The sequence below is a fragment of the Variovorax sp. R-27 genome, assembly GCF_049913215.1.
Classification (GTDB): Bacteria; Pseudomonadota; Gammaproteobacteria; order Burkholderiales; family Burkholderiaceae_C; genus Variovorax.
Genome location: NZ_CP183984.1, coordinates 2,183,046 through 2,200,265, shown reverse-complemented (window position 1 = coordinate 2,200,265; position 17,220 = coordinate 2,183,046). Strand labels below are relative to the sequence as shown.

12 protein-coding genes are annotated in these 17,220 nt (G+C 67.7%); 8 read left to right on the top strand and 4 right to left on the bottom strand.

Translation table 11 applies throughout. The features are described 5' to 3' along the window. Nucleotide 1: 1 nt before the first annotated feature. The 8 genes from ACN9MV_RS10065 to ACN9MV_RS10030 all read left to right on the top strand — a co-directional run bounded on the left by ACN9MV_RS10065 (nt 2) and on the right by ACN9MV_RS10030 (nt 11,714). Complete coding sequence (locus tag ACN9MV_RS10065; protein WP_093058208.1) at nt 2-736, top strand: aspartate/glutamate racemase family protein; 735 nt, start codon at nt 2-4, stop codon at nt 734-736. Continuing rightward, nucleotides 724-2,190 carry a dicarboxylate/amino acid:cation symporter gene (locus tag ACN9MV_RS10060; RefSeq protein WP_097200858.1) on the top strand — a complete coding sequence of 489 codons (1,467 nt, stop codon included), beginning with the start codon at nt 724-726 and terminating at the stop codon, nt 2,188-2,190. The genes ACN9MV_RS10065 and ACN9MV_RS10060 overlap by 13 nt, the downstream gene beginning before the upstream one ends. Further along, the gene (locus tag ACN9MV_RS10055; RefSeq protein WP_093058207.1) at nt 2,187-2,663 is read left to right on the top strand and encodes a hypothetical protein; all 477 of its coding nucleotides are present in this window, start codon (nt 2,187-2,189) and stop codon (nt 2,661-2,663) included. The genes ACN9MV_RS10060 and ACN9MV_RS10055 overlap by 4 nt, the downstream gene beginning before the upstream one ends. 65 nt (nt 2,664-2,728) lie before the next feature. Then, nucleotides 2,729-4,069, top strand: a complete 1,341-nt coding sequence (gene tssK / locus ACN9MV_RS10050; RefSeq protein ID WP_426392021.1) for a type VI secretion system baseplate subunit TssK — start codon at nt 2,729-2,731, stop codon at nt 4,067-4,069. A 9-nt stretch (nt 4,070-4,078) separates the two neighbouring features. Then, nucleotides 4,079-4,840 (top strand): DotU family type IV/VI secretion system protein, encoded by a 762-nt coding sequence (locus ACN9MV_RS10045; RefSeq protein WP_093058205.1) that lies wholly within the window; start codon nt 4,079-4,081, stop codon nt 4,838-4,840. Between the two features lie 43 nt (nt 4,841-4,883). After that, nucleotides 4,884-8,966 (top strand): type VI secretion system protein, encoded by a 4,083-nt coding sequence (locus ACN9MV_RS10040; RefSeq protein WP_426392020.1) that lies wholly within the window; start codon nt 4,884-4,886, stop codon nt 8,964-8,966. After that, nucleotides 8,951-10,204, top strand: coding sequence for a type VI secretion system protein TssA (gene tssA, locus ACN9MV_RS10035; RefSeq protein ID WP_426392019.1), 1,254 nt, complete (start codon nt 8,951-8,953; stop codon nt 10,202-10,204). Before ACN9MV_RS10040 ends, tssA begins: the two co-directional genes overlap by 16 nt. Before the next feature lie 31 nt (nt 10,205-10,235). After that, nucleotides 10,236-11,714 (top strand): hypothetical protein, encoded by a 1,479-nt coding sequence (locus ACN9MV_RS10030; protein ID WP_093177970.1) that lies wholly within the window; start codon nt 10,236-10,238, stop codon nt 11,712-11,714. Between the two features lie 274 nt (nt 11,715-11,988). On the opposite strand, the gene ACN9MV_RS10025 is transcribed toward ACN9MV_RS10030, so the two are convergent. The 4 genes from ACN9MV_RS10025 to ACN9MV_RS10010 are packed head-to-tail and all read right to left on the bottom strand — an operon-like array spanning nt 11,989 to nt 17,182. Next, complete coding sequence (locus ACN9MV_RS10025) at nt 11,989-12,426, bottom strand: CBS domain-containing protein (RefSeq protein ID WP_093078898.1); 438 nt, start codon at nt 12,424-12,426, stop codon at nt 11,989-11,991. Between the two features lie 48 nt (nt 12,427-12,474). Next, complete coding sequence (locus ACN9MV_RS10020; RefSeq protein WP_093058201.1) at nt 12,475-13,530, bottom strand: 2-oxoacid:ferredoxin oxidoreductase subunit beta; 1,056 nt, start codon at nt 13,528-13,530, stop codon at nt 12,475-12,477. Continuing rightward, nucleotides 13,527-15,374, bottom strand: coding sequence for a 2-oxoacid:acceptor oxidoreductase subunit alpha (locus tag ACN9MV_RS10015; RefSeq protein WP_426392016.1), 1,848 nt, complete (start codon nt 15,372-15,374; stop codon nt 13,527-13,529). Before ACN9MV_RS10015 ends, ACN9MV_RS10020 begins: the two co-directional genes overlap by 4 nt. Further along, a complete protein-coding gene (locus tag ACN9MV_RS10010; RefSeq protein WP_307617218.1) occupies nt 15,371-17,182 on the bottom strand; it encodes an FAD-dependent oxidoreductase in 1,812 nt (603 codons plus the stop codon). Before ACN9MV_RS10010 ends, ACN9MV_RS10015 begins: the two co-directional genes overlap by 4 nt. Nucleotides 17,183-17,220: the final 38 nt, after the last annotated feature.

Genomic DNA, 17,220 nt, shown 5'->3' with positions numbered 1-17,220 from the left:
CATGTCACGCATCGGCGTTCTCGGCGGCATGGGCCCATCGGCAACGGTGGACTTCATGGAAAAGATCATCCAGCTCACTCCCGCCACGCGCGACCAGGAGCACCTGCCGGTGATCGTGGCAAACCTGCCGCACGTGCCGGACCGCTCCAGCGCCATCCTGGGCACGGGGCCCGACCCGCTGGGCGCGCTGCTCGCGGGCATCGACGTGCTCAACGACATCGGCGTGGGCGTGATCGCGATTCCCTGCAACTCGTCGCACCACTGGTATGCGCAGATGGTCGAGCACAGCCGGGCGCCGGTGATCCACATCGCGCAGTCGTGCGTGGCCGCCATAGCCACGACACCGGGCGAACGGCCGGTGCGGGTGGCGGTGCTCGCCACGCGCGGCGCGCTGGCCTCTGGCTTCTACCAGCAGGCGCTGCGCGAACGCGGCATCGACTTTCTGGTGCCCGACGCCACGACCGGTCAGGACCACGTGGACGCCTGCATCCGCGCCGTGAAGGGTGGTGACGTGCAGGCCGGCGCGGCAGCCTTCGAGCTTGCGCTGGAAGCGCTGTCCGCCACCGGCGCCACCGTGGTGATCATGGGCTGCACCGAATTGCCGATCGCCGCGAAGGCAGCGAACGCCGCCGGGCACAGCACGCTGATGCTGATCGACAGCTCGCTGGAGCTGGCCCGCGCCACCGTCGCCTTCGCACTCGACAAGGGATGGAACAAGCCGACATGGGTTTCCTGACGCGCATGTCCCACAGCCTGCTCGCCCTGCTTCTGTGCATGGCGGCAGGCGGAGTCGTGGGCGTCTATGCGCCCGTGGTGGGCGACGTGGGGTACACGGCAGCGCAGGTCTACCTGGCCATCGTGAGCATGGCAGCCATTCCGCTGCTGGTGGTCGCCACCTTCTTCGGCCTGCGCCAGACCATGGGGCTGCCCTTTCCAGGACGGCGCATCGCGATGATCGCGGGCCTTGCGCTGCTGCTGGTAATGAGCTGCGCGGGCACCGGGCTGGCACTGGGCTGGGTGAACGCACCGGGCGCGCACCTGGACGCCGAATCGCGCGAGCACCTGGGCGAACTGGTGCAGCAGGCCGGCGACGGCGGCGACCTCGAAATGCGCCTGCACGACAGCAGCACGCAGGCAACGGCCATCGAGCGCCCCCGCGTCACGCTGGTGCCCGACAACTTCTTCCGCGTGCTGGTGGAGGGGCGCTCTCTGGGCATCCTGTCGTGCGCGCTGCTGTTCGGCCTGGCCTTTGCCGCGCTGGCGCGCACGCAGCACGCCGCGCTCAACCACATGTTCGAGGGCATCTACCGCACGCTCGAACTCATCATCGCGCGCGCCAACATCCTGCTGCCGGTGGTGGCCTTCGGCATGTCGGCGCACGTGTTCGCGCAGACCGACGCGGTGACGATCCGCGCCATGAGCGGCTTCCTGCTGCACTTCGTGGCGCTGGTGGCGCTGCTGGCCGCGGGCGCCATCGCGGTGATCCACCAGCGCGGCAACCAGCCGCTGGCCGATGTGCTGCAGCACCTGAAGACGCCGATGCTGGTAAGCCTGATGTCGTCGAGCACCACTGCCAGCATTCCGCACACCATCGAGGCGATGAGCGCGCGCCTGGGCTTCAGCCGCGGCATCGTCGAGCTGGTGGTGCCCACCGCCTCGGTGTTCCTGCGCGCGGGCTCGGCGCTGTACTACGTGCTGCTGGCGCTGTTCGTGGCCAACCTCTATGACCGCACGCTCAGCGCGGCCGACATCGGAATGATCGGCATGGGCGCGACGGTTGCGGCCTTCGCCTCGGCGGGCAACAACAGCCTGACCAACGTGGGCTACGCGGGCATCGTGCTGGCGATGCTGCAGCTGCCCATCGAGGCCGCGCTGGCGCTGTTCCTGGCCATCGACCTGATCTGCGAGGGGCCGCGCAACCTGCTGACGCTGCTGGCCACCTGCGTGCTGATTTCCGTCGTGTCGGCGGGCCTGCCGTCGGAGCGCGTGACGGCGCCTGCCGCCGACGCGGCACCCGCGAAGCCGCTGCGCTTCGTGCTCACGCGCGGCAACGTCATGCTGCTGGCTGGCTGCAGCGTGCTGGCCTCCCTGCTGATTTTGCTGATGGGCATTGCCGTGGGCGCGCGGCAGGCACAGCCCTCCGCCGCGTATGCGACTTCAGCCGCGGCGAACCCTGGAATATCGCGATGAACCGCACAAAGACTCTTCTCTTCAGATGGATCGCCGCCCTGCTGCTGCTCTCGCAGCTGGCCGCATGCGGCAGCCTGTTTCCCAAGGGCACGCGCGTGAACTGGAGCGAGCTCACGCTGTCGGCCTCGCCCGACGCCAACCAGAACAGCCCGGTGGCGGTCGACGTGGTGATGGTGCTCGACGACACCATGCTCGCCCGCATCACCGAGCTCACCGCTGCCAAGTGGTTCGGCGCGCGCGCCGACCTGCAGAAGACCTTTCCGCAGAGCCTGTCGTACCTCTCCTGGGAGCTGGTGCCGGGCCAGACGATTCGCGTGCCCTCCAGCGCCTTCGGCTCGCAGCGCGTGGCGGCCGTGCTCGTCTTCGCGAACTACACCACGCCCGGCGCCAATCGCGTGCGGGTGGAAGACCTCAAGGGCGCCGTTGTCGCCCGCTTCGACGTTCAAAGCTTCGACGTGTCGACCACACGCTGAACAACCCGGACCCTCGCCAGTGAACACCGCATTCCATCTTTCTTCTTCCTGCGCAGGAGCCCGCCATGTCTGACGTGCACAGCGCCGCCCCCATCACCGACCGCATCGAGTGGCACGAAGGCATGCTGCTGTCGCCGCAGCACTTCCAGCAGCTCTCGGCGCGCACCGATTCCCTCGTGGCCTGGCAGACGCTGGCCGCCGCGCCCTTCAGCTGGGGCGTGCGCCGCCTGGTGTTCGACCAGGGCCTGCTGCCCGCCGGCCTGCTGCGCGTGCTGGCGCTCGACGCCATCCTGCCGGACGGCACCGCCGTGCAGTACTCGGCCGCCGAGGCCGCGCACGGCGCGCTCGAACTCTCCCTCGCACCGCATAAAGACCAGCTGGCCGTCGAGCCGCTCGACATCTACCTCACGCTGCCGGTCGCCGGCCCCGCGCGGCATCGCGGCGCGACCGTGCGCTTTCGCTCGGTGTCGGGCGCGCCGGTGGAAGACGCCGTGTCGGACGCCGAGCCCGCGAACATCCCCCGCATGCTGCCGCGCCTGACACTCAGCGCGGGCGCGGTGCCGCCCGGCACGCACGTGCATCTGCGCCTGGGCCAGGTGTTCAAGGACAACGAAGTCGTGAAGCTCGGCGAGGCGCAACCGCCGCTGCTCGAAGTAGCGCGCGACAACCCGTTGTGGACTGCGGCCGCCGGCCTGCTGGGCCAGCTGCGAGGCAAGGCGGCCTTCGTCGCGAAGCAGACGGCTGTGCCCTCTTCACGCGTGGACGACCGCCTCGCGCACCTCGAACTGAAGGACCGGCTGCGCAGCCTGCTTTCGGGCCTGCCGCATGCCGAGGCCGTGCTGCGCACGCCGCACCTGCATCCGCTGCCGATGTACTGGTCGCTGTGCGCGCTGCTGGCATCGCTGAGCCTGCTGCGGCCCGGCGGCCTGCCGCCGGTGCCGATGGACTATGACCATGCGAACCCCTCGCGCGTGTTCCAGCCGCTGCTGCTGGCGCTGCGCGACGCGGTGTCCGAAGTGAGCCAGGAGTACCGCGAGCACAAGTTCGAGTTTCGCCAGGGCGCCTTCGAGACCACGCTGCAGCCGCAGTGGCTGGCCGGCACGCGCATCGTGGTCGGCCTGCGCGGCCAGTCCGACAAGGATCTGCTCGCCTGGATGGACAGCGCCATCGTCGGCGCGCAGTCGGCCTACCCCTCGTTGCGCGAACGCCGCGTGCTGGGCGCGGTGCGCCGACCCATCGAGTCGGCCGACGAGCTCGGCCTGCGCCCCGGCTCGGGCTACCTGCTCTACGCCATCCAGACCAGCACCGCGCTGACAGTAGCCGGCGAACTGCTCGTGATCGCCAACGCGAACGAAGGCGCCACCGCGCAGCCTCCGCAGGAAATCGTGCTGTTCATCAAAGACTGATCGACCCCCATGGCACGCACCCTTCCCGACCTTGCGGTCGACGACCACATCACCAAGCAGTTCCGCGCGTTCTACGACGAGATCGTGAAAGCGCGCGACCGCACCGCCGAATCGCGCGAGACCGACATCGACATGGTGGCGCAGGCGCTGGCCCGCCACCTCGAGAACCTGCTCGAGCTGCAGTCGCTCGAATCGCGCCGCGAGAGCACGCGCTTCGAGCTGGAGAACGTGGCCGACGCGCGCTACCTCAAGGCCGCGCTGGCCGACGAGATCCTGCTGCACACGCCGTGGATCGGCCGCGAGCGCTGGACCGCCCACCTGCTGGAGTCTTCGCTGTTCCGCACCAACATCGCGGGCGACCTGGTGTTCAGCCGCATCGAAGAGCTGCTGTCGGGCCGCGAGCCTTCGCGCCGCGACATCGCGCGGCTGTATCTCTTTGCACTGGCACTGGGCTTCCAGGGCAAGTACCGCGGCGGCGGCGAAGAAGCGCGCCTGCTGGGCTACCGCGAAGAGCTGTTCCAGTTCGTCTACCAGCGGCAGGCCGACTTCTCGGGTCGCGACCGCGTGGTGTCGGAGCGCGCCTATGCGAGCACGCTCTCGCACATCGCTCCGCGCAAGCTGCCCACGCTGAGCCGCTGGACGGTGCTGTTCCTGCTTTGTACCGCCTCGCTGCTGGCGGTGTCGGAGCTGTTGTGGCTGTGGCAGTCGTGGCCGGTGCGGCAGGTGCTGCAGCCGGGTGCGGTCGATGCATCGGGGGCATACCAGCGATGAACGACATGCTGCGCCATTCAAAGAGCCCCAGGAGGTCGTCGCCATGCTGACAGACCAGCTCTTCCTCATTTCCATCGCGGTGCTCACGCTGGTGGTGCTGCTCGTGCTCGGCATGGTGCTGTACTTTGCGGCACGGCGTTCGCACGCCAAGCCGTCGAGCGACCCGAAGGTCGCGCGCATCCGCTTCGACTCGCTGCGCAGTTCGTTCCGCCAGGCCGTGGAGCTGATCGAAGGCAACATCGCCTCGCGCGCCGACCGCTACGGCATTCCGTGGATCATGCTGCTCAACGAGGGCGACGACCATCGCCAGCTGCCCATCGAGCAGTCGGGCGTGGCGAGCGCACTGAGCACCGAGTCGGCCTCGGCCGCGACCACGCAGGGCATCTCGTGGCACTTCTTCGACCGCGGCGTGGTCATCGACATTCAGGGCGCCTATCTCGGCTCGCCCGATGACGACGACGCCTCCGAGAAGCCATGGGACGAGTTCCTGGGCATGTGCCGGGCCTACCGGCCGCAGCGGCCGTTCGACTCGGTGGTCATCACCATTCCGGCGGCGCTGCTGCTCGACGACAGCACCGACGGCCGGCTCGAACTATCCAAGCGCGCCAAGCTCGCGCACCGCCGCCTGTGGCTCGCACAGAACCGCTTTGCGATGCGCTTCGCCGTGTATGTGCTGGTCACCGGCGCGGAACACCTCGAAGGCTTCAGCGCCTTCGCGAGCGCCCTGCCCGAGCCGCTGCGCGCGAGCATGCTGGGCTGGTCGTCGCCTTATGACCTGTCGACCACCTACCAGCCGGGCTGGGTCGACGAGGCGGTGGGTACCGTGGTGCGTTCGGTGTCCGACGTGTCGGCCGAGCTCTTCGCCACCGACACCGCGCCGCAGGGCGCCGGCCCGCAACTGCTGCTGCCTTCGCGCATCGAGGCGCTGCGCGGCCAGCTGCAGCTGTATGTCGATGAGCTGATGCGCCCGAGCGCGTACCACGAGCCCTTCTTCTTCCGCGGCATCTACCTGACGGGCGACAGCGGCGAATCGGCGCAGGCAGTTGCCGCCATCGACGCCGAGCACGACAGCTACGGCCAGAAGGACCTAGAGCCCATCGGCGGCGACCTGATCGCGCAGCTGATGCGCCAGCCGGCATTCTTGCGTGACCTGTTCGAGAAGAAGATCTTTCTCGAGTACGGCCTCACGCGGCCGTCGCGCACGCAGACACTGGCGCGCCCGGTGCTGCATCGCGCGCTGCGCTGGACGGCCATCTTGTTCCTCAGCGGCTGGGGTATTGGCCTCGTTGTGGCCACGTGGCAGCTGCACCGGCACAACAGCACGCTGGTATCGGCGCTCTCACAGCTGCAGCACGATGCGCAATACCGCATGCGCGCACTGCAGCGCGGCGAGACCATTCCGACCGCGTGGTACCGCAACAAGGCGCTGTCGCTGCTGGCCATGAACGAGCGGCTGCGCACCGACGGCACGTACTCCTTCTTCATGCCCGGCTCGTGGCGCCCCTTCGACGACCTGAACGAACGCGTGATAGAGCGCATCGAGCGCGAGTTCGGCGACATCGCAGTAAGCACGCTGCGCCGCGAGCTGATGGCCCGCGTGAGCCAGCTGAGCGGCGTGGAGCAGGACGAGGCTACCGGCGAATTCATCGTCGGTGCCAACTGCAGCCTGCCGCCGAGCTTCAAGACCATCGGCGATGCGCCGCGCAAGAACGGCCTGCTGGTGGAAGACCAGCCCGAGTTCGGCGCCCTGCAACGCTACCTGGGTTCGGCCGAGCAGCTCGACACCGCGCTGCAGGCTGTGGAGCGCCTGCGCCAGCCTTCCACCGGCAATGCGGAAGACCTGCGCGTGGCCGTGCGCTACGCGCTGGGCGCCGAGCTGCCCGCCGACCTGAGCCGCAACCTGCGCTACTTCCGCCAGGCGGCCGAGGGCAATGCACTGGCGATTCCGCTGGCGCCGGTGCAGTCGGCGCTGCGCTGCGCGCTCGACAAGGGCACTGCGCAGCTCGACACGCGGCTGTTCGTCAACAACGAACTGCTGGTGTCCGAGCAGTCGCTGGGGCGGCTGCTGCCATCGCTCGCCAGTGCGGGCACCTTCGCGCGCACCACGGCCAGTTATCGCGAAGTGATCGCCGCCATCAAGGACCAGGAAGACCTGGTCGCCTCGGGCAAGGGCGGCTGGATGCGCCAGCCGGTGCTGGTGCTGGGCGCCTCGTACGACCGCACGATCGCGCGCATCGAGCAGAACCGCCTGCTGGGGCAGGAGCCGGCCGATGCGGTACGCGGCCGCGCGCAAGATGCCTTCCAGAAATTCCGCGCCGAGTTCAACCTGCGCTTCGGCGGCGCGCAGCCCGGCCTCGTGTGGCAGGACAAGGAAGGCCGCTTCGCGCTGGCGCCCGAACGCATCGCGCTGCGCGACGCACTCACCGCGCTGCTGGCACAGCCCTTCATGGCCGCCGCGCGCGACCGCGAGCTGCCGGGCGCAGGCCTGCGCTCGACGGCCACATGGGACCTCATGCGGCTCGACCAGGCACTGGCTGTCGGCGACATCCGCAAGCGCTACATGACCGACGGCATGACGGCCTTTCCGGCCATGGTTCGCCCGGGCATCGAGAGCGCGCTGAATGCGCACTTCGCGCAGCTCGTGGTCGACCAGGTGGCCGAGGCTGCGACCGGTGCGAACGATGGCATGCGCCCCACGTCGGGCGCGCTCATGGCCACCGACACGCAGGCCGCAGCCTACGAAGCCTCGCGCCAGCGCCTGGCCAAGATACAGGCGCTGCTGTACGAGATGGGCGCCGGTCCGCGCGCCGAAGACCTGCGCGCAATGATGTCGCGCGACGCGCTGCAACGCCTGGAAGGCGTGGACGAAGCCTTCAACCAGTCGGAGCTGTACGCCATGCGCGGGCGCGACTTCCAGGGCTGGCGCGGCGAGCGCGGGCCGATGCTGGTGGCCTTCGGCGTGCCGGACACGGGCTCGCTCGCGGCCTACCTGGGGCAGCAGTTCAACCGCACCGAAACGCTGGGCAAGCTGGCCGACAGCTACATCGCGGCGCTCGACGGCGCGGGTGCGGGCTCGGTGCTCGCGCAGCGCTGGCAGGCCATCAACCGCGACCTGGAGCGCTACCGGCTGAAGAACCCGAACAGCAGCCTGCTGCTGCTCGAACAGTTCCTCGGCACGACCGGCGCCGAGATCGACCGCGAGACCTGCGCCGCCAAGCTGGCCGGCAAGGCGCCGGCGGCGCGCATCGGCGACTACTTTGCCGACCGCCACCAGCAGATCTACAGCGCCCTGCTCGCGCGCTGCTACGAGCTGCAGTTCGGCGACCAGCAGGAGCTGTGGACGCAGTTCTCCACGCGCTTCAACCGCTCGCTGGCGGGCCGGCATCCGTTCGGCGCGGCGACGGGCCGCGCCTTCGACCTGGCCGACCCGGCGGACGTGAACGACCTCGCACGGGCCTTCGACCCGCTGTCGCGCGCGCTGAAGGACAACCGCACCGACGGCGCCGTGCGCACCTCGGCCATGCCGGGGACGGCCGCGCGCCGCTTCGCGGAGCAGTTCGGCCGCGCACGCGACTTCATGCTGCCGCTGTTCCCGACGGAGGAAGGCGCCGCGCCGGGCTACGACCTGAGCGTGGACTTCCGCGTGAACACCGGCGCCGAGATCGAGGGCAACAAGATCATCGACTGGTCCTTCGAAGTCGGCGACCAGGTGCTCAAGCAGCGCGACCCGCCGCGCACGCTGCGCTGGGAATACGGCATGCCGGTGGCGCTGGTGCTGCGCATCGCGAAAGACTCGCCACTGGTGGCGCGCGCCGACCCGCAACAGCACGCGCTGCTGACCGACGGCCAGACCGTGAGCTTCCGCTTCGCCGACCCGTGGGCGCTGTTCACGCTGGCGCAGCGCCAGCGTGAAGCCGACACGGTGCAACGGCCGGACGGCCGCTCGCAGTTGCTGAAGTTCGAGTTTCCGCTGGTGGCCCAGTCGGCTGGCGACACCGCCCAGTCGCCTGCGGGAGGACGCGCGCGCGTGTTCCTGCGCGTTGCCGCAAGCCCCGCCGGCAAGAAGACCGCCCTGATCTGGCCCGCCGCGTTCCCGATGCGCGCCCCTGAATGGAATACGCCCTGATGGCCGCCGTGCTCGCTCCCCTGAACACCGAGGCCGCCAACGGCTTCGCACCCGACCTCGCGGCCTTCCTCGCGCCGTTGCAAATCGAAGGTGAAGGTCCCGCCGGGCCGCCGCTGCGCTACGACCCGGTGTACTCCCGCATCCGCGATGCGCGCATGGAGGAAGACGCCAGCCTGCCGATGGGCGAATGGACCCGTCCGCTCAAGAAGGCCGACTGGCGCGCCACCGAGATGTTGTGCGCCGAGGTGCTGCAACGGCGCAGCAAGGACCTGCAGGTGGCCGCGTGGCTCACCGAAGCTTGGGTGCATCGCCATGCGATCGACGGGCTGATCGCCGGCACACGGCTGCTCGAAGGGCTGGCACGCGACTTCTGGCAAGACGTGCATCCATGCATCGGCGAGGACGGCGACGCCGACATGCGCACGGCCACTTTCGTGTGGCTCAACGACACCCTCGCGCAGACCCTGCTGATGCGCGTGCCGCTGCTCGCATGGCCGGATTTCTCCCCGCCCTTCATCAACCTTGGCGACTGGCAGCGCGCGCTGACCACCGAGTTCGGCGCCGGTGCGGCCGCCGCCGCAGGCAACGCCAAGTCGAAGGCAAAGGACGTGGCCGAGGAGCCGAACGCGCAGACGGTATCGCGCCAGGACATCCTCGACCACGCCGCACGCGACCTGCATGCGCTTGCCGCGCTCGACGACCGGGTGGCGCTGGCCGCCGACATCTGGCATGAGCTGACAGCCCTGCTCGACGAACGCCTTGGCGCCGATGCGCCCAGCCTTTCGAAGGTGGCGGAGATGCTGGCACGCATGCGGCAGGCGCTGCGCAGCCTGCTGCAGGAGCGCGACCCGCGCGACGAAGAAGAGCCGGCCATGCCGGTGGAGCCGCCCGCCAGCTGGGCGACATATGCATCAACTCCCGCTGCGACCTCGATGGACGACAACGACATGAGCGAAGCCCCTTCTCCTCCTCTTTCTCTTTCTCTTTCTACTTCCGCGCCGCTTCCGCAGGCCGCGGCGAGCGGGCGCATCGGCAGCCGCGCCGAGGCCTACCAGTTGCTGGAGCTGGCCGCAGCCTACCTGCTGCGCGAAGAGCCGCACAGCCCCACTCCCTACCTCGTGAACCGCGCGGTGGCGTGGGGACGTATGCCATTGCCGCAACTGATGCAGGAAGTGCTCCGCGAGGACGGCGACCTGAATCGGTACTTCTCGATCATTGGCGTCAGGCCCGACGCCTAGACAGATTGATCTCTTCGATGGAGCTTTCAACATGCCACGCCACCTCAAGCGCACCGGTCAGCACCTGTATGTCGATGGTCTGCATCTGCTCGGCATCTGCGAGCGATTGATGAAGGAAGCGGTGCTGGCCGGCGCTCCCGGAGGCGCCGGGACGCCTGCGGCCCCCTACACCATGGCCAATGCCGGTGACTGGGTCGCACGCTGGCGCGCGTCGACGCGCGAGGGCATGGTCTATTACAAGATGGCGGGCAGGCTCATCAGCAAGAACCACAAGGTGTATGTCGGCGACGTCGGGCCTGCATACCTTCAATCCACAAGCATCCTGGAGAGTTCGCTCAAGGCATTCCGGTCCAAATACGGCAGGCTGCCAAAGCTCAATCTCCACTTTGGCTATGCCGTCACCTCAATAACAGTAATCAGGGCTGCACTCAACGTCGACAACGCGACGTGGAAAGCATTGCGAATCGAGCAGACGGGCACTCCTCCGCCAACCTGGACGGCATCCATCCTGAGCACTCACCTCATTGCGATGGCAAGAACCCCAGGCGCTTCATCGAACGACCCCAACGATTACATCGATGCGAAGGACAGAGAACTCCTCCAGGAGTGGGCCACCAAGAACGCAATCAACGACCCGCAGTACCAGGTACTCGCGCAGAGGGTGGCCGACCCGGGCCTCATCTATGCAAAGAGCACCGACAGCGTCTATGGCGGCACACGGCCTGCCCCCTGGAGCGAGATACGCCATTCCCCCGTGATCGCCAAGGCGGTCCGCTCCCTGATGAAGGGCGAGTCCCCGTCGTTGGCCGCCGGCCCGGCTGGATACGACAAGGACTACGCGCGCAAGCAGTTGCTGCTGCCCGTCATGACGATGGCGATCTTTCACGCGGAGCCTGCGAGAAACCCGCGTGCATGGCCGATCAACCTGATGATCCTGGACCTCGCGGAGTCCACCACCGCACGCTTCACGTGGGACGCGATCCTGTGGCATCCGCTTGCAATTCCGCAATCGGCCACTACGGGCGCCGGCCATGTTCTCGCCGTGCCCCTGAGCGGCCCCCGGGGGCCGCATGCTCCCCTGGTGCCCTTCGTCGGGCCGCAGCCGACGCAGCAGGAAAAGACGGCACAGGCACGCGCGGAGCGCGCGATCGTGCCCATCACAAGCACGCTGAAGCTGCATCTCGTCGGCGGACTGATTCCGGCAAGCCCCACTGACGGCGGTCGAATAGGCGGGCGTCCGCTCTGGTCGCAGAACAGGTTTGCTGCAACCGAGCCTTTCGACTTCATCCATCAGAAAGAGATCGACGTGCTGCTGCAGTGGCTGATGCAATTTCCGGAGATCGGCACCCATTGGAGCGTGCAGGACCCGCCGCCGCACGGCGCCACGCTCGTGCCGGCGATGCAGGTTCTGCAGCGCCAGGTTCCCGCCGATGTGGCAACGACCACAGGCTTGACCCGCATCGCCGCCCGGCTCCAGACCCGGATCGGGACCTTGGATTACATGCATTAGCCAGCCCCCCGTCTCTCAGGAGTTCTCCGCTCCGGCGCTTGCTGTTCAATGCGCCCGCGAGCGCCAAGTTCACGCACAAGTACGAAGTCGTCCGGGCCGAGCTGCCCGGCGCCGAGTTCAATACCAGGACCAAGGCCTGACCCAAGACGAACTTCACGCAGCTCCAGGCGTGGAAGCAGATGGAGGCGCTGCCCTGCTTCAAGGCGAACAAGGAGATTCCGGACGCGGTTGCGCTCTAGGCGGCAACGGTCGCAGCGGGACCGAACGCCGCGCCTCAACCCAGCACGTCGTTCACCTGCTCCCGAAATTCGCTCAGGCTCACGGCCGCCCCAATCTCCCGCGGCAACGCATCGCGCACCGAGAACACGCCGAGGATCTTCGCCCCCGCCGCCAGCGGCAGGTGGCGAAAGCCCCGTTCGAGCATGAGCGCGACGGCGTCGGACACCAGCGTTTCGGGCGGCACGCAGATGGGGTTGGGCGTCATCACGTCGCGCACCGCCGTGCGATCAGGGTCCAGCCCCTTGGCCAGCACCCGGGTCATCAGGTCGCGCTCGGTCAGGATGCCGAGCAGCGTGTCGGGTAGGTCCATGATGAGCACGCTGCCGCAGTTGGCACGCGTCATCACGCATGCGGCGTCGCGCACGTTCGCCTGCGGACCCAGGCTGATCACGTGCTTGCGCGAGATGGACTGGAAAACAGTGCGCTCGGTCATGATGCACCCTCCGGAAGTGGCGTCGTGGATGGTGCCGCCGACAGCGGCTCAGCGCAAGGAGGCGTTGAGCCGCTCCAGCGCCGTGGCGCCGGGGCAAAGCTGGTCAGGCCCCATCGCGTTGAGCGACTGGTCGCTGGTGTTGAGCGCCGTGTGCAGGTCGGTGGCCAGCGGGTCGACGTAGAGCAAACCGGTCACCACCTCCCCCATCTCGTGGTGCCGCTGCATGTAGGCCATGGCGGCGTAGCGGTCGCCAGGGTTGTAGTCGGGGTGCAGGCTGCGCAGGCGCAGCAGCGTGCCGTCGTGCTGGCGCACGTCCATCACCTCGCCCGGTTCGATATCGGCGACGATTTCGTCCCGCCCGCTGATGAAGTCGATGCGGCTCACCGCCTCGTTGTGCTCTCGCACGTAGTCGTAGCTCTTGGTGCTGCCGGGGTGGTTGTTGAAGGCAACGCAGGGGCTGATGACGTCGATGAAGGCGGAGCCACCATGGCTGATCGCCCCTTTTATCAGTGGCACAAGTTGCGCCTTGTTACCCGAAAAACCCCGCCCCACGTAGCTGGCGCCCAACTGCAGCGCCATGGCCACGAGGTCCACCGGGCTGTCGGTGTTGACGACGCCCTTCTTGCTCTTCGAGCCCTGGTCGGCGGTGGCGGAGAACTGGCCCTTGGTGAGGCCGTAGACGCCGTTGTTCTCCACGATGTAGGCCATGCGCACGCCGCGCCGCATGGCGTGGGCAAACTGGCCCAGGCCGATGGAAGCCGAATCGCCGTCGCCCGAAACGCCCAGGTACAGCAGGTCGCGGTTGGCGAGGTTGGCGCCGGTCAGCACGCTGGGCATGCGGCCGTGCACGGTGTTGAAGCCGTGCGATGCGCCCAGAAAGTAATCCGGCGTCTTGGAGCTGCAGCCAATGCCCGAGAGCTTGGCCACGCGATGCGGTTCGATGTCCAGCTCCCAGCAGGCCTCGATGATGGCGGCGGAGATGGAGTCGTGGCCGCAGCCGGCGCACAGCGTGGAGATCTTTCCCTCGTAGTCGCGTCGCGTGTAGCCGACCTTGTTGGTGGCCAGCGTCGGGTGACGCAACCGGGGCTTGGCAAGGTAGGTCATGCAGGCTCTTTCTTATCGGTGCTGCCGGAGGCTTGCGTCTGTTGTTGCACATGCGCGCTGATCGACTGGACGATGAAGCGCGCGGTGATGGGCGTGCCGTCGAAATGCAGCACCCGTATCAACCGCGCCGGATCGGCGTCCAGCTCATTCACCAGCAGGCTGCGCATCTGTGCGTCGCGGTTCTGCTCGACCACGAACACCCGCTCGTGCTGCGCCAGGAACTGCACCACGCTGTCCGGGAAGGGAAAGGCGCGCAGCCGCAGCGCGTCGAGATGGATGCCGCGCTCTTCCAGCGCCTGCAACGCCTCGTGCATCGACGGGCTGGTCGAACCGAAATAGATCACGCCCAGTTTGGTCTTTTCGGCGGCGGGCCGAAGCACAGGCTGCGGCACCAGCGTGGCCGCTGTCGCGAACTTCTTCAGCAGCCGCTCCATGTTGTAGATGTAGTCCGGCCCGCGCTCCGAGTAGCGGGCGTAGGCGTCGCGTGTCGTGCCGCGCGTGAAGTAGCTGCCCTTGGTCGGGTGCGTTCCGGGCAGCGTGCGCCAGGGAATGCCGTCGCCATCCACATCCTTGTAGCGGCCGAAGTCGCGGCCCGCCTCGAGCTCTTCGGCGCTCATGACCTTGCCGCGGTCGTAGGCCTTGCTGTCGTCCCAGGCAAAGGGCTCGCACAGGCGCTGGTTCATGCCGATGTCGAGGTCCGTCATCACGAACACCGGCGTCTGCAGCCGGTCGGCCAGGTCCAGCGCCACCGCCGCATGCTCGAAGCACTCGTGCGGATCCTCGGGGAACAGCAGCACGTGCTTGGTGTCGCCGTGCGAGGCATACGCGCACGAGAGGATGTCAGCCTGCTGCGTGCGCGTCGGCATGCCGGTGGAAGGGCCGCCGCGCTGCACGTTGATGAGCGTGACGGGGATCTCCGCAAAGTAGGCCAGCCCGATGAACTCGCTCATCAGCGAAATGCCCGGCCCCGAGGTCGCGGTGAAGGCGCGTGCGCCGTTCCAGCCGGCGCCGACCACCACGCCAATCGATGCGAGCTCGTCTTCCGCCTGCACGATGGCAAAGCGGTGCTGGCCGGTGGCCGGGTCCACGCGGAACTTGGTGCAGTACTTCTGGAAGGCCTCGGCCACCGAGGACGACGGCGTGATCGGATACCAGGCCGCGACCGTGGCACCGCCATACACGCAGCCCAGCGCGGCGGCGCTGTTGCCGTCGACGAAGATGCGGTTGCCAACACCGTCGGCACGCCGCACCCGCAGCCCCAATGGCTCGTGCAGGTTCTCCCGCGCGAAATCGCAGCCCAGGTGCAGCGCCTGCACATTGGAGGCCAACAACTTTTCCTTGCCCTTGTACTGTTCGCCGAACAGCTTCTCGACCACCTCCGGCTCTATGCCAAGCAGGATGGCCAGGGCGCCCACGTAGACGATGTTCTTGAACAGCTGGCGCTGCCGCGGGTCCTGATAAACGGCGTTGCAGATTTCGGTGAGCGGCATGCCGATCACGCGCACGTCGCTGCGGAACTTCGATGGCGGCAGCGGCCGCGTGCTGTCGTAGAAGAGATAGCCGCCGGGCTCCAGTTCGGCCAGGTCGGCCTCCCAGGTCTGCGGATTCATCGCCACCATCATGTCGGTGCCGCCGCGCCGTCCGAGATGGCCCTGCTCGGTCACGCGCACCTCATACCAGGTCGGCAGGCCCTGGATGTTGCTGGGAAAGATGTTGCGCGGACTCACCGGCACGCCCATGCGCAGGATGGCCTTGGCGAACAGTTCGTTGGCAGAGGCCGAACCCGACCCATTGACGTTGGCGAACTTGATGACGAAGTCGTTGACCGCCTCGATCTGCTTCATGCGGCCACCTCCTGCGCATGCCCTTGCCCGGCAGGTGTCATCTTCAACAAGAACTTCTGCATGTCCCACGCGCCCGTGGGGCAGCGCTCGGCGCACAGGCCGCAGTGCAGGCAGACGTCTTCATCCTTGACCATCACGCGGCCCGTCTTGAGCCCGCCGGATACATACAGGTCTTGCGCCAGGTTCAGCGCCGGCGCCTTGAGCCGTGATCGCAACTCGACTTCTTCGCCGTTGTCGATGAAGTTGATGCAGTCCATCGGGCAGATGTCCACGCAGGCATCGCATTCGATGCAGGCAGCTTCGGTGAACACGGTCTGCACGTCGCAGTTCAGGCAGCGCTCGGCCTCCTTGAAGGCGGTGGCGGCGTCGAAGCCCAGTTCCACTTCCACGCGGATGCTGGCCAGTGCGGTCTCTGCCTTGGCCCACGGCACCTTGTAGCGCAGGTCGTTGGAGGTGTCGTTGTCGTAGCTCCACTCGTGGATGCCCATCTTCTGCGAGACCAGGTTGGTCATCGGCGCCGGGCGAACGTAGACCGGCTCGGCACGCAGCAGCTTGTCGATCGACACCGCAGCCTCGTGGCCATGGGCCACGGCCGTGATGATGTTCTTGGGGCCGAAGGCCGCATCGCCGCCGAAGAACACGTTGGGCACCGTCGACTGGAAGGTGTTCTCGTCCAGCTTCGGCAGGCCCGACTTGTCGAAGGCGATGCCGCAGTCGCGCTCGATCCACGGGAATGCGTTTTCCTGGCCCACCGCGACCAGCACTTCGTCGCATTCGAAATACGCGTCCGGCTCGCCGGTGGGCACCAGCGTGCGGCGGCCCTTGTCGTCGTACTCGGCGCGGACGATCTCGAAGCGCATGCCCAAGAGCTTGCCTTCTTCGTGGACGAAGGCCTTGGGCACGTGGAAGTCGATGATCGGAATGCCTTCGTGCTGGGCGTCTTCCTTTTCCCAGGGCGAGGCCTTCATTTCAGCGAAGCCGCTGCGCACGATGACCTTCACGTCGGTGCCGCCCAGGCGGCGGGCCGAGCGGCAGCAGTCCATTGCCGTGTTGCCACCGCCCAGCACGATCACGCGCTTGCCGATGCTGCTGACGTGGCCGAAGGAAACCGAGTTGAGCCAGTCGATGCCGATGTGGATGCTCGCCGCCGCTTCCTGTCGGCCAGGCACATCCAGGTCGCGCCCGCGCGGTGCGCCGCAGCCGACGAAGATCGCGTCCCACTCCTGCGCCATCAGAGCCGTCATCGAGTCGATGCGCTCGCCGCTGCGGAACTCGACGCCCAGGTCGAGGATGTAGCCAGTCTCTTCGTCGATCACCGACTCCGGCAGGCGAAAGCGCGGTATCTGCGTGCGGATGAAGCCGCCGGCCTTGGCTTCGCCGTCGAACACCGTCACTTCGTAGCCGAGCGGCGCCAGGTCGCGCGCGACGGTGAGCGAGGCCGGCCCCGCACCGACGCAGGCAACACGCTTGCCGTTCTTCGGCTCCAGCTTCGGCATGCGCGCGCGCACGTCGTCCTTCATGTCGGCTGCCACGCGCTTGAGCCTGCAGATAGCCACCGGCTCGGGCTCCCCCGTGTTGCCCTCTTCCACCCGCCCTCGCCTGCAGGCCGGCTCGCAGGGCCGGTCGCAGGTGCGCCCCAGGATGCCGGGGAAGACGTTGGACACCCAGTTGATCATGTAGGCGTCGCTGTAGCGGCGCTGCGCGATCATGCGGATGTATTCAGGGACGGGGGTGTGCGCCGGGCAGGCGTACTGGCAATCGACGACCTTGTGGAAATAGGCCGGGTTGGCAATGTTCGTTCGCTGCAATGCGTGTCTCCTGCCAGCCGCCAGGGACCCCGGAGGGG

Bases quoted from the DNA above. Each gene is read 5' to 3' on its own strand.
- ACN9MV_RS10040 (WP_426392020.1), top strand. From the start codon at position 4,884: ATGCTGACAGACCAGCTCTTCCTCATTTCCATCGCGGTGCTCACGCTG.
- ACN9MV_RS10060 (WP_097200858.1), top strand. From the start codon at position 724: ATGGGTTTCCTGACGCGCATGTCCCACAGCCTGCTCGCCCTGCTTCTG.
- ACN9MV_RS10020 (WP_093058201.1), bottom strand. From the start codon at position 13,530: ATGACCTACCTTGCCAAGCCCCGGTTGCGTCACCCGACGCTGGCCACC.
- ACN9MV_RS10015 (WP_426392016.1), bottom strand. From the start codon at position 15,374: ATGAAGCAGATCGAGGCGGTCAACGACTTCGTCATCAAGTTCGCCAAC.
- ACN9MV_RS10045 (WP_093058205.1), top strand. From the start codon at position 4,079: ATGGCACGCACCCTTCCCGACCTTGCGGTCGACGACCACATCACCAAG.
- tssK (WP_426392021.1), top strand. From the start codon at position 2,729: ATGTCTGACGTGCACAGCGCCGCCCCCATCACCGACCGCATCGAGTGG.
- tssA (WP_426392019.1), top strand. From the start codon at position 8,951: ATGGAATACGCCCTGATGGCCGCCGTGCTCGCTCCCCTGAACACCGAG.
- ACN9MV_RS10025 (WP_093078898.1), bottom strand. From the start codon at position 12,426: ATGACCGAGCGCACTGTTTTCCAGTCCATCTCGCGCAAGCACGTGATC.
- ACN9MV_RS10030 (WP_093177970.1), top strand. From the start codon at position 10,236: ATGCCACGCCACCTCAAGCGCACCGGTCAGCACCTGTATGTCGATGGT.
- ACN9MV_RS10055 (WP_093058207.1), top strand. From the start codon at position 2,187: ATGAACCGCACAAAGACTCTTCTCTTCAGATGGATCGCCGCCCTGCTG.
- ACN9MV_RS10065 (WP_093058208.1), top strand. From the start codon at position 2: ATGTCACGCATCGGCGTTCTCGGCGGCATGGGCCCATCGGCAACGGTG.